Genomic DNA, 14,716 nt, shown 5'->3' with positions numbered 1-14,716 from the left:
CCCTCAAGGACAGTCAATGGAACTCAAGAACTTCTTCGCGCAAGACGACGAGGGCAGAATCCTCACCCAGGCCACCTGCTACCTCTACATCCGGGGAACTGAGAACCCGGCCCGAGGCCTGCAGAAGGCCAACGGCGAGGCTATCGAATCCCCCTTCACCTCGGACGAGAATGGCCTGGTACAGGTTGCCGCGCCCAACGGCATCTACGACCTGCGGGTGGTCAAAGGCAGCCGGGATTACCGCCTGTCGCTCCAGTTCAACGATGTGACGGACAGCATTTCCCAGGCAGCGGCCGCAGCCAACCGGGCTGAGGCGGCCCGGGATGTCGTGCAGTTCTCGGCCGGCATTTTCGTCGATACCGCCGCAGGCCTAGCCGGTACCACCAATGGCCAGTACTTCAGCGTCCCGTCCAGCAACAAGGACGAGCACCTGATCCTTTATCGTCACCTGGCCAGCGCCGCGGTTGAGATCAAGCGCTACCCGAGCAGCCAAAGCCTGGCCACTGCCCGGTCGCCCTGGTTGGCTACCGACGCAGAGTCGCCGACCAGCCGGGCGCAGCAGGTGATCGAGGCGGTCAGCACCCTGCGCATCAAGGGCGGCAACAAGGCCCGGACCTATCGGATCAACGTCGTAGCGAAAAACGACGCCACCTATGCCGATCGCGTAGCTATCGTCGACGATCTCGGTAACCTGTGGTCGTTCAGCGGTACCGCCGCCGGCAAGGATGACGGGCCCGTGAGCCTGACCCTGACCGGTGCGGCCGGAACGTCCTTCGTGATGATCATCGACTACCGCAAGCTGACCACCCTCGGGGTCGTGTTCAACAGCAGCACCTCGATGGAGCTGAAGCTGTCGCCCCGCATCTTCGAGCTTGCCGACGTTGAAGCCGTGGTGGCCGGCTACTCCACCGAAATTGCGGGTGCCAACGCCGGCGTTGCCGACGTCCGGTCGCGCTTTCCAAAGTGGTGGCGGGATGTGTCCGCCCCGGCCACCTCGGGCACCAACCAGAACCAGGTGCTGGCTGCCATCCTCGCCGTGCGCGCCAAGAACGCGGACAGAACGAAGGGCTACAAGGTGGCCGTGTTCTGCAAGGATGACCCGAACCTGAAAGATCGGATCATCATCCAGGACAGCCCGACCACCCGGGGCTGGGTGTTCGAGGGTGAGGTGCTGGGCAAGGCTGCAGGGCCGGTTTGGGTGAAAGCCACCAGCGTCGGCAGCGACACCAGCTTTGACCTGCTGATCGATTACCGGCAGATCACCGGGACCGGCATCCTGCTGAACACCTCCACCGACCTGTTCAAGCTCTCGCCGCAGATCTTCGAGTGGGACCGCTTGCGCGCTGAGCTCTCCTCGGGCCCGTCCGCTGCCCAAGCCACGGCGCTGGCCAAGGCGATCCGCGTATCGGTAGCGGGTAGCTCGATCACCTGGGGCCAAGGCTGGCTGGGCGAGGACTCCTATGTGGGTGAGGTCGAGCGCCACCTGCGCACCGTGATGGCCACCACGCTCCACGGCAGTGAGTTCACGATCAACGGCACCGCCGCTACCGTCAGCAACAAGCTGTTCTATAAAGGCTCGGCGCTGCGCCTGCAGGGCACCAACAGTGAGGCCAGCTTCGACCTGTCCGGTGACGAACTGTCGCTGTGCATCGCCCGCGAACGTGGCAACGCCGGGGCAGCCCTGGTCGAGGTATACGCCGAGGGGGCGCTCCTGGACACCTTCACAACCTGGAACGATGAGGCCTATTCCACCAGCCACTCGATCAACGCGGTCGGTGATGGCAGCACTCGCCAGTTTGACCTGGGGCGCGCCTTCACCTTCGGGCATAGCGTGACGGTTGATAACGTGGCCAAGGCCGTTCAGATGAACACCGGCGGCTACGGCGCGGGCTTCCCGGCAGGTATCGAGGTGCTGGTGATCCGCAAGCTGGTCACGGTGGCAGGCGTGCCCCAGGTGCGGCACTTCCTCTGGTTTGACATCGCGCCGGCAAGTGGTGCGGTCATTGCGGCAACTTTCTCGGCCGGCGAGTCGATCACCTACGTCCGCGGCACCATTGGCCAGACCAGCCAGGCGCTGACCAGCCCGAACGAATCGCCCTATGGCGACGGCAACGTCTCGTTTGACCCGGCCAACCCGGCGCAAGTGTCGTCAGGCCTCGGCTTCCGCGAGACTGATCCGCGTGCAGTGGTGACCTGGAGCTTCAGCTCGGCGGCCAAACGCAGCTTCCGGGTGAAGATCATCGGCCTGGACCCACGTGCAGTCGGCACCCCTCAGCTGTACCTCAACGCGGCGACCAACCGCATGCACCACCTCCAGAACGCCGGCATCGGTGGCTGGACCGCTGGGTTCTTGCTCACCGATACAGGCCTCAACAACGCGGAGGCCCTGAAGCGCTTCCAGCCAGATGTGCTGCTGCTGGAAAACTGCACCAACGATGACTGGAAAAGCCACATTGACCGGGCGTGGCGGACCCGCACCGGCCTAACAGATGCCCAGGTACGTGGCGTGGAGACTGCCCACTGGTACCGAACCGTCACCTACGTGGGGCCGGACGACTACACGGTGGAGGACACCCGAATGGTGATCGCGGCCATCACCGAGACCTCGGTGCAGCTCGACGGCACCGCCGCGACCTTCGAAGTGGCGGCGGGGGATGTCGTCATCCTCGGCGACTTCAAAGGTGACAACCGCCGCCTGGCCTGCCGCGTGGTCAAGGCGTGGGATGCAGTAAACCGGCGCATCACCTGGTCGCGTCCGCTCAGCGCCCGTGAGCTGGCCCACGTAACATCCCTGGCCGAGCTGGTGGGCAGCACCGCGATGATCAAGGGCGCACCGAGCTGGGTGGAAAGCGTGGAAGGCGTGATCGATGTCGTCCGCGAGGCATTACCGGAGTGCGTGATCGCGATCGGCACCGGCGGCATCCCGAACATCCGGTACCGACGCCTCGAGGGGTATCGCGAGTTGGCTGCCGATATCGCACGGCGTAAGGGGGTGCTGTTCCAGGACTTTTACGCCCGCACGCTGGCCTGGCAGTACAACCAGCCTGCGACCACGCAGCTGTACCTGGACGCGAGTCAGAGCGTTGCCGCCAACGGCTCGGCCAGCTACACGCTGTACCAGGCCAACGGTATCAAGCCGGATCCAGCCGGTGACACCACTGCGCAGCTGTATCGGGGCTGGTCGGTAAAGGTCAACGGGGTGGAGCGTATCAACCGCGGTTGCCACGTCGTCGGCGGCTACAAGTTGGGCTGGGAGGCTGGCACCGCCCAGATGTCGAAGACCAACACGGCGAACGTCGGTGATGATTACCGTGTGGTCTTCGACCGTGATGTGCCAGCGCCTGGGGCCAGTGTGGTGGTGAAGCGGGTGGCGACCAAGTGGTCCCACGATGATTGCCACCCTGCTGGTCCTGGTCTGGCGATCATGGGCCAGGCGGCGATTGCGGTACTTACCACCGCCGCACAAACATCACTCGGACGATGCACATTGAAAATTTAGTTCTGATAGTCCCTTGGGCCCGTCACATGTCGGGCCCTATTTTTGGGTCGCCACCGCTAGAAAGTGCCTCAATCATAATTGAAAACTTCCGTTGAACAGGTTTTCCTGCGATGCGCTGCCTTAACGCCGGTCTATCGAATTTCAATGCATCTCGCCCAACTCCTGAAAACTCTAAAGCGGCTATCACATAATTTTCGACGCAGGTAAATACATCATAGGCGTGCTGCATCGAACTCCCGATACTTCTGGCTTCACCCTCATTTGGCAGCGCAATCCCCACGCTATTTATAAAATCTTCAGCATCTCTCACGTTCAAATACTGGACGAGGTAAATGATTTTCTTACAAAACTCGGTGTATTCGGAATAGAACTCTGGCTGCTCAAGGGCCGAAAACATAGCCTCAAAGCTTTGCCTGGCACTCTGAACCCGACTGATTAAGTCGCCTACAACGTCAAGGCGTAGGGTGGGCGTACCCTTTGAGGCTGCGCCCTCGAAAAGCTTTGCATGGATGCGAGGGTTTATCTTGAACGTGGCAGTGAAATCTGAATACTTCGTCGGCCCGATTTGTTCGTAATAAGCGGTGAACTCTTTTCTGTGGAGGTAGAACAGTTCATGCTTACTCTTTACGATCTGCCTCGCAGTCTGCGACGTCGAGTGCAGTTTCGTTATTAACGCAGTTAGTGGGAGGGAGAGCCCTAGTAGTCCTAATGGAAAGGCACTAATTCGAATGAACTCCCTAAAACCTGCCTCAGTCAAGGATACGGTATATCCTTCCCAAGCATAGTAACCGAAGCCCAAGAAATACATGATGGGCACAGTTACAGACACCCAAAAAAGAGCCTGCTTATCCAGACCATGATCCGGGTTTAGCAAGAGCCTTTCTTTCCAGTTCTCGTCCGTTCTAAATCTCTTAATGATCGCCGCAGAAGCCACACCCACAAAAATTATGGGTGTGACCACAAGCAGCGCCAGTATCAAATAATCGTCCATTCTCCCCCTCCCTGTCAGGCCAAGACGGCCACATCTGAATGCGGCCGATGATATCGCTTTCGCTTGCCCTGGAGCGCCGGAGGAAAATCGTCAGCCGAAAAAAAATCCTGGCCGAAAATCACTTATCCCCCTCCCGCCGACGCGCTTTTCGTCGTGAAATCGTGCAAACCGGCCGGGTGGTGCAAACCATGCTGCGGGCCGCGCCGTCTGTGGGCTCCCGCAGGCCGGTGGCAATTGCACGCTGTGAAAGAAAATGAAAGGTTGTGCAACGCGTTGCGGTCCGTTGCACCCATCGGCGCAACATGCCGCCCATGGCTGGAGCCCGCGGAATCCGTGGAGGAAAAACGAAAAAATCCCCGATTTCAGGGATTTTCAATTTCGGACACTGTCAGTTTCGTGTGTGCACAGCGCACCAGGAGCGGGGCGGCGATCTGGCTGGAACCCCCGGCGGGTGGGAGTTCAGCGATTCCCCGGCATTGCAGAGCGTTTCACTGCTCGGTACCGGTCGCCAGCCACATGTGGGGCAGCTCGCCCAGGTTCTTCAAACGCTCAAATTCTTTGGCCACCACGGGGATCAGAATGTGCTCGAGGCGGGCTTTGAACCGCACGGCCTGGTCTTCGGTCAGGCGCTTCACGGTACCGGTACGCGCACTGGCGCAGGACACGTTCTTCGGGTGGATGCCGATCCCGTCCAGGCTGCCATGTATGTAGCCATCCAGGTACTCGCGGCGCTTGAACAGGACCGCGCTCTCCGGTGCTTCCTGGTAGTCCCAGTGCACCTCCCAGGCCTCGCCATTCTGGATCAGTTCGATTTTCGGGAGGGCTGCTTGGGTGGCTGCTTTGCGCATTTTCTCATCTCGATCAATTCGCTTCGTGGGGCATTTTGAAGGATAGCTTCGGGGTGCCCCATGAAAGGTTTTTCAGGCTGACCCCCAAAAGCCTGTCAGAACATGGATATCTGTCAGGAAACAGGCTGGAGGCCGCGTATTTACTGGGTTTGCGATCTGACAACGCAGTGTCAAAAACGATGCAGATCTGACATGCCTAATAAAAAAGCCTTATAAATCAAGGGCTTGAAAAGGTGAAATCTGACAGTGTGGTTTTGTCAGGTTCTGACAGTCCGTTGACACCTTTCTGACACTACATCAAAACGCTGGAAGCCTTGAGATATAAGGGTTAGACATAGGTAAGAAGAACAATCTGACAAATCTGACAAGCTTTTTAGGGGTCAACCTAAATTTTCGTTTTCTTCGTGCAGGGGGGCGTTTCGTATGACACGTATACACAGCCGGGGTCTTGAAAAAACCGGCATATCACACCGGGACTCTCTGCAAGCAGGTCCCCGTATATGAACCCAACTGCCTACATCAACGCTTTGGGATCACTGAGTGGGGCAGGCCGCGCTTTGTTGCGCTTTGGTTCGATTTCCGTTTGCTAGGGCGAGGTTACGGCGCTTCACCCTTTGGGCTGCCTCTTCGAGGCCGCTCACCAGATCGAGCGAGATGGCTGCTTGCTTCGAAGCGAGGCTCACCATGGCTGGCAGCGCGTTTATACGATTGAGCTCTTTGATTTCTTCGAGGGTGTAGTGCTTCCGAAAAGCGTCGACCGCGATGTCGACCAGCTGATTCGTCGGGATTGACATATCAAGCATGCAGTCCACGGTGTCTCTGTCAGCCTTGAATTCGAGCCGATAGCGTTCGGCCCTCTGTTTTTCCAGGGCCTCGAGGGCATTCCGGAAACCAGTGGTTTCGATGTAGTACCTGATCTGTACATTGATGTCATCGCTAACCACTGGGGAATTTGTTGCGGTGCGGGAAGGCGAAGAGAGTTTGTCCCAGTTAGAAATCACTGCGGTAAAAATGATACCTACCAAGCCGATGACGGCGATGATGATCTCGTTTCTGGTAGCCGAAGCCATTTTCAACTCCTACAGAATCCATTCCTACGACTGCTGAGCAGCGCTGTGCTGGGGTGCGAGGGAAAAACCATTACGCCACATTTACGCCAGACGAAAAAAAAGACCTTGAAAATCAAGGTCTTTCTTCCGGATCTTGGTGCCCCGAGGGAGACTCGAACTCCCACTCCTTTCGAAAACGGATTTTGAATCCGCCGCGTCTACCAATTCCGCCATCAGGGCATGTGGCGCGCAGTATAGAGAGCCACCGCTGGTCGGTCAATCGGCTTTCATGGTCAATTTTCACACATTGGGCTAAACTTCCCGGCCCTGCCGAACCGAACATCATCATGCGCGTCGCCGATTTTTCCTTCGAACTCCCCGATTCCCTGATCGCCCGCCACCCGCTGGCCGAGCGCCATGGCAGCCGTCTGCTGGTCCTCGATGGACCGAGCGGCGCGCTGGCGCACCGGCAATTCCCCGATCTGCTCGAGTACCTGCGCCCCGGCGACCTGATGGTGTTCAACAACACCCGGGTCATCCCGGCGCGGTTGTTCGGCCAGAAAGCTTCCGGCGGCAAGCTGGAAGTGCTGGTCGAGCGCGTGCTCGACAGCCATCGGGTGCTGGCCCATGTGCGCGCCAGCAAGGCGCCCAAGGTAGGCGCGGTCATCCTCATCGATGGTGGCGGCGAGGCCGAAATGGTCGCGCGCCATGACACGCTGTTCGAGCTGCGCTTCACCGAAGAGGTGCTGCCGCTGCTCGACCGCGTCGGCCACATGCCGCTGCCGCCCTACATCGACCGCCCGGACGAGGGCGCCGACCGTGAGCGCTACCAGACCGTGTACGCCGAACGTGCCGGTGCGGTCGCCGCGCCCACCGCAGGCCTGCACTTCGACGAGGCGCTGCTGGAAAAGATCGCCGCCAAGGGCGTCGAGCGGGCTTTCGTCACCTTGCACGTGGGCGCGGGCACCTTTCAGCCGGTGCGGGTCGACAAGATCGAAGACCACCACATGCATAAAGAGTGGCTCGAAGTGGGCCAGGATGTGGTCGATGCCATCGAGGCCTGCCGCACCCGTGGCGGCCGGGTGGTCGCGGTCGGCACCACCAGCGTGCGTTCGCTGGAGAGCGCCGCGCGCGATGGCGTGCTCAAGGCCTTCAGCGGCGACACCGACATCTTCATCTACCCGGGCCGGCCGTTCCATGTGGTCGACGCGCTGGTCACCAATTTCCACCTGCCGGAGTCCACGCTGCTGATGCTGGTCTCGGCCTTCGCCGGCTACCCCGAGACCATGGCCGCCTACGCGGCGGCGGTCGAGCAGGGGTACCGCTTCTTCAGTTACGGTGATGCCATGTTCATCACCCGCAATCCGGCGCCACGCGGGCCCGAGGATCAAGCATGAGTCGCACCTGTCGAATGTCCTTCGAACTGCTGGCCACCGACGGCAAGGCCCGTCGTGGCCGCATCACTTTCCCACGTGGCACCGTGGAGACCCCGGCGTTCATGCCGGTGGGCACCTATGGCACGGTCAAGGGCATGCTGCCACGCGACATCGAAGCCATCGGCGCCGAGATGATCCTGGGCAACACCTTCCACCTGTGGCTGCGCCCGGGCACCGAGGTGATCAAGAAGCACAACGGCCTACACGACTTCATGCAGTGGAAAGGCCCGATCCTCACCGACTCCGGTGGCTTCCAGGTGTTCAGCCTGGGCGCCATGCGCAAGATCAAGGAAGAGGGCGTGACCTTCGCCTCGCCGGTCGATGGCGCCAAGGTGTTCATGGGCCCGGAAGAGTCGATGCAGGTGCAGCGTGACCTGGGCTCGGACGTGGTGATGATCTTCGACGAGTGCACCCCGTATCCGGCCGAGCACGATGTGGCGCGCGCGTCCATGGAGCTGTCGCTGCGCTGGGCCCAGCGCTCGAAGAACGCCCACGCCGACAACACTGCGGCGCTGTTCGGTATCGTCCAGGGCGGCATGTACCAGGACCTGCGCATGCGCTCGCTGGAAGGCCTGGAAAACATCGGCTTCGACGGCCTGGCCATTGGCGGTCTGTCGGTGGGCGAGCCCAAGCACGAAATGATCAAGGTGCTGGATTACCTGCCGGGCCAGATGCCTGCTGACAAACCTCGTTACCTTATGGGGGTAGGCAAACCGGAAGATCTCGTTGAGGGTGTGCGCCGCGGCGTCGACATGTTCGACTGCGTGATGCCGACGCGTAACGCGCGCAACGGTCATCTGTTCGTCGATACAGGGGTGATCAAGATCCGCAATGCGTTCCATCGCCACGATGATTCGCCGCTGGATCCGACCTGTGACTGCTACACCTGCACCAACTTCTCCCGCGCCTATCTCCATCACCTGGACAAGTGCGGCGAAATGCTGAGCAGCATGCTGAATACCATCCACAACTTGCGCCATTACCAGCGCTTGATGGCCGGTTTACGCGAGGCTATTCAACAGGGTAAATTGGCCGCCTTTGTCGACGCCTTCTACGCCAAGCGCGGGCTTCCTGTGCCGCCTTTGGACTGACTGTCCGCATCCATTATTAGAAAATTACATTAGGAGTGCCCAATGAGCTTCTTGATCCCCGCCGCATACGCGGACGCCGCAGCACCCGCCGCCGGCCCAGCCGGTACCGGCTTCGAGTGGATTTTCCTGGTCGGTTTCCTGGTCATCTTCTACCTGATGATCTGGCGCCCGCAGGCCAAGCGTGCAAAAGAGCAGAAGAACCTGCTGAGCAACTTGCAGAAGGGTGACGAAGTTGTCACCAACGGCGGCATCGCCGGCAAGATCGTCAAGGTTTCCGATGATTTCGTGGTACTGGAAGTTTCCGACAACGTCGAGCTGAAGTTCCAGAAGGGTGCCATCGCGGCCACCCTGCCAAAAGGTACGCTCAAGGCTATCTGAGTTACCGGTTTTTCTTTCCAGTCGGGGCGCGCAACGCGCCCCGCGTCTTGAACGGGCGGCGTGATGCTGAACAAATACCCTCTGTGGAAATATGCACTGATCGTGCTGGTACTGGTGGTCGGTTTCATTTATTCCGCTCCCAACCTCTACCCGGATGATCCGGCGGTACAGATCAGTGGTGCCAGCTCGGCGCTGCAGGTGAACCAGGCCGACCTCGACCGCGTCAGCAAGGCGCTGGGCGATGCCAAGATCGCCGTCAAGGGCGCGAGCCTGGGTGAGAAGGGCAGCGGGCTGATCCGCCTGACCAATCAGGAAGACCAGCTGCCAGCCAAGGATGTAGTGCGCAAGGCACTGGGCGATGATTACGTCGTGGCCCTGAACCTGGCCCAGACTACCCCGCAATGGCTGCGCAACCTGGGCGCAAGCCCGATGAAGCTGGGCCTGGACCTGTCCGGTGGTGTGCACTTCCTGCTGGAAGTGGACATGGACAAGGCCATGAACGCCCGCATGAAAGTCTACGAAGGCGAGGTCAAGACCTTGCTGCGCAAAGAGCGCGTCCGCTACCGCAGCCTGCCTCAGCAGGATGGCGGCATCATGCTGGGCTTCGCCGACGATGCTACCCGCGAACAGGCTCGTGCCCTGATCCGCAAGAATTTCAATGACTTCGACCTGACCACCACCGAGCGCAACGAGCTCGCCGTGCTGCGTCTGGCGCTGACCCAGGCGAAAGTCGCCGAGATCCGCGAATACTCGATCAAGCAGAACCTCACCACCGTCCGCAACCGGGTCAACGAGCTGGGTGTGGCCGAGCCGCTGGTACAGCGCCAGGGCGCCAACCGCATCGTGGTCGAGCTGCCAGGCGTGCAGGACACTGCCGAAGCCAAGCGTATCCTGGGTAAAACCGCCAACCTGGAGTTCCGCTTCGGTGCCGAGCCGGGCGCGTCCAAGGCCACTACCGAGGTGTTCGAGTTCCGTGAGGGCGGCCGTTCCGCTGCGGTCGAGCGCGGCCTGATCATCACCGGTGACCAGGTAACCGACGCCCAGGCCAGCTTCGACGAGCAAGGTCGCCCGCAGGTGAACATCCGCCTGGATGGCCACGGTGGCGAGCTGATGACCCGCGCTACCCGCAGCAACGTTGGCCGCAGCATGGCGGTGATCTTCATCGAGCAGAAGCCGGTCACCCGCTATGTCAAGCAGACCGTCGACGGCGTCGAGAAGGACGTTGCCGTACAGAGCTTCCAGGAAGAGAAGAAGATCATCAGCCTGGCGACCATCCAGTCGCCGCTGGGCAGCCAGTTCCGCATCACCGGCCTGAACGGCCAGGGCGAGTCGTCCGAACTGGCCCTGCTGCTGCGTGCCGGTGGCCTGGCTGCGCCGATGTACTTCGCTGAAGAACGTACCATCGGCCCAAGCCTGGGTGCCGACAACATCACCAAGGGTATCGATGCATCGCTGTGGGGTATGCTGTTCGTCTCGCTGTTCATCATCGCCATCTACCGCGCCTTCGGTGTGATCGCCACCATTGCCCTGGCGGGCAACATGGTCCTGCTGCTGGCGCTGATGTCGCTGCTGGGTGCCACCCTGACCCTGCCGGGTATTGCCGGTATCGTGTTGACCATGGGTATGGCGGTGGACGCCAACGTACTGATCTTCTCGCGTATCCGCGAAGAGCTGAACGCCGGCATGTCGGTGCAGCGCGCCATTCATGAAGGCTTCAACCGCGCCTACACCGCGATCATCGACGCCAACCTGACCAGCCTGCTGGTCGGCGGCATCCTGTTCGCCATGGGTACCGGCCCGGTCAAGGGCTTTGCGGTCACCATGTCCCTCGGGATTTTCACCTCGATGTTCACCGCCGTCATGGTGACCCGTGCAATGGTCAACCTGACCTGCGGCGGGCGTGACATCAAGAAGCTGTGGGTTTGAGGGAGCTGCGATGAAAACCATCAACTTCATGGGCGTGCGCAATGTCGCGTTCGCCGTTACCGTGCTCCTCACCGTGCTGGCACTGTTCAGCTGGTGGCAGAAGGGCCTGAACTTCGGCCTGGACTTCACCGGCGGTACGCTGATCGAGCTGACCTACGAGCGCCCGGCCGACCTCAAGGCGGTGCGTGCCGAGCTGGTCAATTCCGGCTTCCACGAGGCGGTGGTGCAGAGCTTCGGCGCCACCACCGACCTGCTGGTGCGCATGCCGGGCGATGACCCACAGCTGGGCAACAAGGTAGCCGAAGCCCTGCAGAAGGCCGGTGGCGACAACCCGGCCAAGGTCAAGCGTGTCGAGTTCGTAGGCCCGCAGGTGGGTGAGGAGCTGCGCGACCAGGGTGGCATGGGCATGCTCCTGGCCCTGGGCGGCATCCTTATCTACCTGGCCTTCCGCTTCCAGTGGAAGTTCGCCGTGGGCGCGATCGTCTCACTGATCCACGACGTGGTGGTGACCCTGGGTATCCTGTCGTTCTTCCAGATCACCTTCGACCTGACGGTGCTGGCGGCGGTACTGGCGATCATCGGCTACTCGCTGAACGACACCATCGTCGTGTTCGACCGGGTGCGCGAGAACTTCCGCGTCATGCGCAAGGCCTCGCTGATCGAGAACATCAACGTTTCCACCACCCAGACCCTGCTGCGGACCATCGCCACCTCGGTTTCGACCTTGCTGGCCATTGCCGCGCTGCTGTTCTTCGGTGGCGACAACCTGTTCGGCTTCTCGCTGGCCCTGTTCATCGGCGTCATGGCCGGTACCTATTCGTCGATCTATATCGCCAACGTGGTACTGATCTGGCTGAACCTGAGCAGTGAAGACCTGATCCCGCCGGCCAAGACCGACGGTGTGGACGACCGTCCGTAAGGCGTGCTCCACACCGTTTGGCGGCCAAAAAGGCGCGAGTGTTGAACTCGCGCCTTTTTTTTTACTCCAAGGCTGGGAGAAGGCGGGTCGGACCCGCGGGTTATGATCAGGAGGTTCATGTGAACAAATCAATGCTTGTGGGTGCGGTACTGGGTGCTGTCGGTGTGACTGCCGGAGGTGCTGTCGCGACCTACAGCTTGGTCAACAAGGGGCCTGAGTATGCGCAGGTCACCGACGTGCAACCGATCAAACAACAGGTAAAAACCCCCCGTGAGGTCTGCAAGGACGTCGCCGTGACGCGGCAGGCGCCGGTCAAGGACCAACACCAGATCGCAGGTACCGTGGTGGGCGCCATTGCCGGTGGCCTGCTGGGTAACCAGATTGGTGGTGGTAGCGGCAAGAAGATCGCCACCGTGGCCGGTGCGGTCGGTGGTGGTTATGCCGGTAACAAGGTGCAGGAAGGCATGCAGGAGCGTGACACCTACACCACCACGCAAACCCGCTGCAATACGGTCAACGACATCAGTGAGAAAGTGGTGGGCTACAACGTGAAGTACACCGTTGGCGACAAGGTGGGGCAGGTGAAGATGGATCACGAGCCCGGGTCGACCATTCCGCTGGACAAGAATGGCAAGCTGATCCTGAGCGAAGCCGGGCAGTGATTTGTGTTGCCTGAGCCGGCCTCTTCGCGGGCTTGCCCGCTCCCACAGGTATAGCGCTGCCCTCGAGGCTGGTGCCATCTCTGTAGGAGCGGGCAAGCCCGCGAAGAGGCCGGCACAGATAATGCAAAGCCACAGGCATAAAAAAAAGCACCCCGAGGGGTGCTTTTTTGTTTGCCGGCAATCCGCGCTTAGCGCTTCATGTTCTCTGGCAGGTGCGGCTGGATAGCAGTCAGCACGGCCTTGAAGCACTTGATGTTGCCCGCAACGATATGGCCCTTGTCGAGGAAGTCGTGGCCACCGTTGAAGTCGCTCACCAGGCCGCCCGCTTCCTGGATCAGCAGCACGCCGGCCGCCATGTCCCATTCGGACAGGCCCGACTCCCAGAAGGCATCGAAACGGCCGGCGGCCACGTAGGCCAGGTCCAGGCTGGCGGAGCCGGCGCGGCGGATGCCGGCGGTCTGGCCAGTCAGGGCGCGGAACATGCCCAGGTAGTTGTCCAGGTCAGCCATCTGGCTGTCACGGAACGGGAAGCCGGTACCCAGCAGGGCGCCTTCCAGGCTGGTGCGCGAGCTGACACGCAGGCGGCGACCGTTTAGCTGGGCGCCACGGCCACGGCTGGCGGTGAATTCTTCCTGGCGAACCGGGTCGACGATCACGGCGTGCTCAAGGCGGCCACGGTATTTGCAGGCGATGCTGACCGCGAAGTGCGGGATGCCACGCAGGAAGTTGGTGGTGCCATCCAGCGGGTCGATGATCCACAGGTAATCCTTGCCTTCTTCGCCGCTACCCGCGTGCAGGCCGGTTTCCTCGCCCTGGATGGAGTGGTTCGGGTAGGCCTTGCGCAGGGCGTTGACGATGCTCTGCTCGGCGGCGCGATCGACTTCGGAGACGTAGTCCTTGGCCTCTTTCTCATCGACCTTGATGCTATCCAGGCGTTCGATGGAGCGGAAAATCAGTTCACTGGCGCTGCGAGCGGCGCGCAGGGCGATATTCAGCATAGGCTGCATGGGCGGGTCACCTGGAGATGTTAAAGAAGAAAGCCGATCATTCTAGCAGAAAACTTTGGCGGCAGAAGTGTCACATTTGCTTTCATGGCGTTACGTCTGTCGGTTCTGTAAGATCGAAGGCCCTGATTCCTGCATCTGTGAGCACAACACCTTGCTGCAAAATATTCGTGTTGTTCTGGTCAATACCAGCCACCCCGGCAACATCGGCGGCGCTGCACGTGCCATGAAAAACATGGGCTTGTCGCGTCTGGTGCTGGTGCAGCCTAAAGAGTTCCCCGCCGTGGATGCCAGCGCCCGAGCCTCGGGTGCCGACGATGTGCTGGACAACGCCCAGGTGGTCGACAGCCTCGAGCAGGCGCTGGTCGGCTGCAACCTGGTGATGGGCACCAGCGCCCGCGAGCGGAGCATCCCTTGGCCGCTGATCGGCCCGCGCGAGTGCGGGGCAAAGGCGGTGGAGCATGCCAACGGTGGCGAGGAAATCGCCTTGGTGTTCGGGCGTGAACACGCCGGCCTGACCAACGAAGAACTGCAGCGATGTCACTTCCATGTGCACATTCCCTCCAACCCCGACTTCAGCTCGCTGAACCTGGCCGCCGCTGTCCAGGTGCTCTCCTACGAGGTGCGCATGGCCTGGCTGGCCGCCGGTGCAGCGCCGGGCAAGGTCGAGAAGGTTGACGCCAGCGAGCTGGCGACCATGGACGAAATGGAGCTGTTCTACGACCACCTGGAAAAGACCCTGGTCGGTATCGGCTTTCTCGACCCCGAAAAGCCCAAGCACCTGATGCCGCGCCTGCGCCGGCTGTATGGGCGGGTGGCGGTCGAACGTTCGGAAATGAGCATTTTGCGCGGCATCCTCACCGAGACCCAGAAAGTGGTCCGGGGCGAGCCGCATAAACGGAAGGACTGACAG

At 60.9% G+C, this 14,716-nt stretch carries 12 protein-coding genes and 1 tRNA gene; 8 read left to right on the top strand and 5 right to left on the bottom strand.

The annotated features are described in order from the left end of the window. Positions 1-16 precede the first annotated feature (16 nt). On the top strand, positions 17-3,499 hold the full coding sequence (locus CAG44_RS06425) for a hypothetical protein (protein ID WP_085691780.1): 3,483 nt from the start codon (positions 17-19) through the stop codon (positions 3,497-3,499). A gap of 22 nt (positions 3,500-3,521) precedes the next feature. Here the strand turns inward: CAG44_RS06425 and CAG44_RS06420 are convergent, their stop codons facing one another. The 4 genes from CAG44_RS06420 to CAG44_RS06405 form a co-directional block, all read right to left on the bottom strand. Next, positions 3,522-4,490 carry a hypothetical protein gene (locus CAG44_RS06420; protein ID WP_085691779.1) on the bottom strand — a complete coding sequence of 323 codons (969 nt, stop codon included), beginning with the start codon at positions 4,488-4,490 and terminating at the stop codon, positions 3,522-3,524. 488 nt (positions 4,491-4,978) lie between these two features. Next, on the bottom strand, positions 4,979-5,338 hold the full coding sequence (locus tag CAG44_RS06415; protein WP_085691778.1) for a hypothetical protein: 360 nt from the start codon (positions 5,336-5,338) through the stop codon (positions 4,979-4,981). A gap of 533 nt (positions 5,339-5,871) precedes the next feature. Further along, positions 5,872-6,408: a hypothetical protein gene (locus CAG44_RS06410; RefSeq protein ID WP_085691777.1), complete on the bottom strand. Its 537-nt coding sequence runs from the start codon at positions 6,406-6,408 to the stop codon at positions 5,872-5,874. A 134-nt stretch (positions 6,409-6,542) separates the two neighbouring features. Further along, positions 6,543-6,627, bottom strand: a tRNA-Leu gene (locus CAG44_RS06405). A gap of 107 nt (positions 6,628-6,734) precedes the next feature. On the opposite strand from CAG44_RS06405, the gene queA reads away from it, so the two are divergent. From queA to CAG44_RS06375, 6 genes are all read left to right on the top strand, one after another. Beyond that, positions 6,735-7,784 (top strand): tRNA preQ1(34) S-adenosylmethionine ribosyltransferase-isomerase QueA, encoded by a 1,050-nt coding sequence (gene queA / locus CAG44_RS06400; protein WP_085691776.1) that lies wholly within the window; start codon positions 6,735-6,737, stop codon positions 7,782-7,784. A 14-nt stretch (positions 7,785-7,798) separates the two neighbouring features. Continuing rightward, on the top strand, positions 7,799-8,914 hold the full coding sequence (gene tgt / locus CAG44_RS06395) for a tRNA guanosine(34) transglycosylase Tgt (RefSeq protein ID WP_013971009.1): 1,116 nt from the start codon (positions 7,799-7,801) through the stop codon (positions 8,912-8,914). A 42-nt stretch (positions 8,915-8,956) separates the two neighbouring features. Then, on the top strand, positions 8,957-9,292 hold the full coding sequence (gene yajC, locus CAG44_RS06390) for a preprotein translocase subunit YajC (protein WP_003259111.1): 336 nt from the start codon (positions 8,957-8,959) through the stop codon (positions 9,290-9,292). A 63-nt stretch (positions 9,293-9,355) separates the two neighbouring features. Continuing rightward, entirely contained in the window at positions 9,356-11,218 is a 1,863-nt protein-coding gene (secD, locus tag CAG44_RS06385) for a protein translocase subunit SecD (RefSeq protein WP_025337767.1), read from the top strand. A 10-nt stretch (positions 11,219-11,228) separates the two neighbouring features. Then, a complete protein-coding gene (gene secF, locus CAG44_RS06380) occupies positions 11,229-12,137 on the top strand; it encodes a protein translocase subunit SecF (protein WP_013971011.1) in 909 nt (302 codons plus the stop codon). 119 nt (positions 12,138-12,256) lie between these two features. After that, positions 12,257-12,799 (top strand): glycine zipper 2TM domain-containing protein, encoded by a 543-nt coding sequence (locus tag CAG44_RS06375; protein WP_085691775.1) that lies wholly within the window; start codon positions 12,257-12,259, stop codon positions 12,797-12,799. 188 nt (positions 12,800-12,987) lie between these two features. Here the strand turns inward: CAG44_RS06375 and suhB are convergent, their stop codons facing one another. After that, a complete protein-coding gene (suhB, locus tag CAG44_RS06370) occupies positions 12,988-13,806 on the bottom strand; it encodes an inositol-phosphate phosphatase (protein WP_025337769.1) in 819 nt (272 codons plus the stop codon). A 151-nt stretch (positions 13,807-13,957) separates the two neighbouring features. On the opposite strand from suhB, the gene trmJ reads away from it, so the two are divergent. Further along, positions 13,958-14,713 (top strand): tRNA (cytosine(32)/uridine(32)-2'-O)-methyltransferase TrmJ, encoded by a 756-nt coding sequence (gene trmJ, locus CAG44_RS06365; protein ID WP_031325634.1) that lies wholly within the window; start codon positions 13,958-13,960, stop codon positions 14,711-14,713. The last annotated feature ends 3 nt before the right edge of the window (positions 14,714-14,716 follow it).

Source organism: Pseudomonas sp. B13(2017), from assembly GCF_002113245.1.
Lineage (GTDB): Bacteria > Pseudomonadota > Gammaproteobacteria > Pseudomonadales > Pseudomonadaceae > Aquipseudomonas > Aquipseudomonas putida_Z.
This window is presented reverse-complemented; position numbering and strand designations above follow the sequence as displayed.

Excerpts from the sequence above, each read along its gene's own strand:
- suhB (WP_025337769.1), bottom strand. The coding sequence starts at position 13,806 with ATGCAGCCTATGCTGAATATCGCCCTGCGCGCCGCTCGCAGCGCCAGT.
- CAG44_RS06420 (WP_085691779.1), bottom strand. The coding sequence starts at position 4,490 with ATGGACGATTATTTGATACTGGCGCTGCTTGTGGTCACACCCATAATT.
- CAG44_RS06425 (WP_085691780.1), top strand. The coding sequence starts at position 17 with ATGGAACTCAAGAACTTCTTCGCGCAAGACGACGAGGGCAGAATCCTC.
- CAG44_RS06410 (WP_085691777.1), bottom strand. The coding sequence starts at position 6,408 with ATGGCTTCGGCTACCAGAAACGAGATCATCATCGCCGTCATCGGCTTG.
- queA (WP_085691776.1), top strand. The coding sequence starts at position 6,735 with ATGCGCGTCGCCGATTTTTCCTTCGAACTCCCCGATTCCCTGATCGCC.
- yajC (WP_003259111.1), top strand. The coding sequence starts at position 8,957 with ATGAGCTTCTTGATCCCCGCCGCATACGCGGACGCCGCAGCACCCGCC.
- secD (WP_025337767.1), top strand. The coding sequence starts at position 9,356 with ATGCTGAACAAATACCCTCTGTGGAAATATGCACTGATCGTGCTGGTA.
- CAG44_RS06415 (WP_085691778.1), bottom strand. The coding sequence starts at position 5,338 with ATGCGCAAAGCAGCCACCCAAGCAGCCCTCCCGAAAATCGAACTGATC.
- tgt (WP_013971009.1), top strand. The coding sequence starts at position 7,799 with ATGTCCTTCGAACTGCTGGCCACCGACGGCAAGGCCCGTCGTGGCCGC.
- secF (WP_013971011.1), top strand. The coding sequence starts at position 11,229 with ATGAAAACCATCAACTTCATGGGCGTGCGCAATGTCGCGTTCGCCGTT.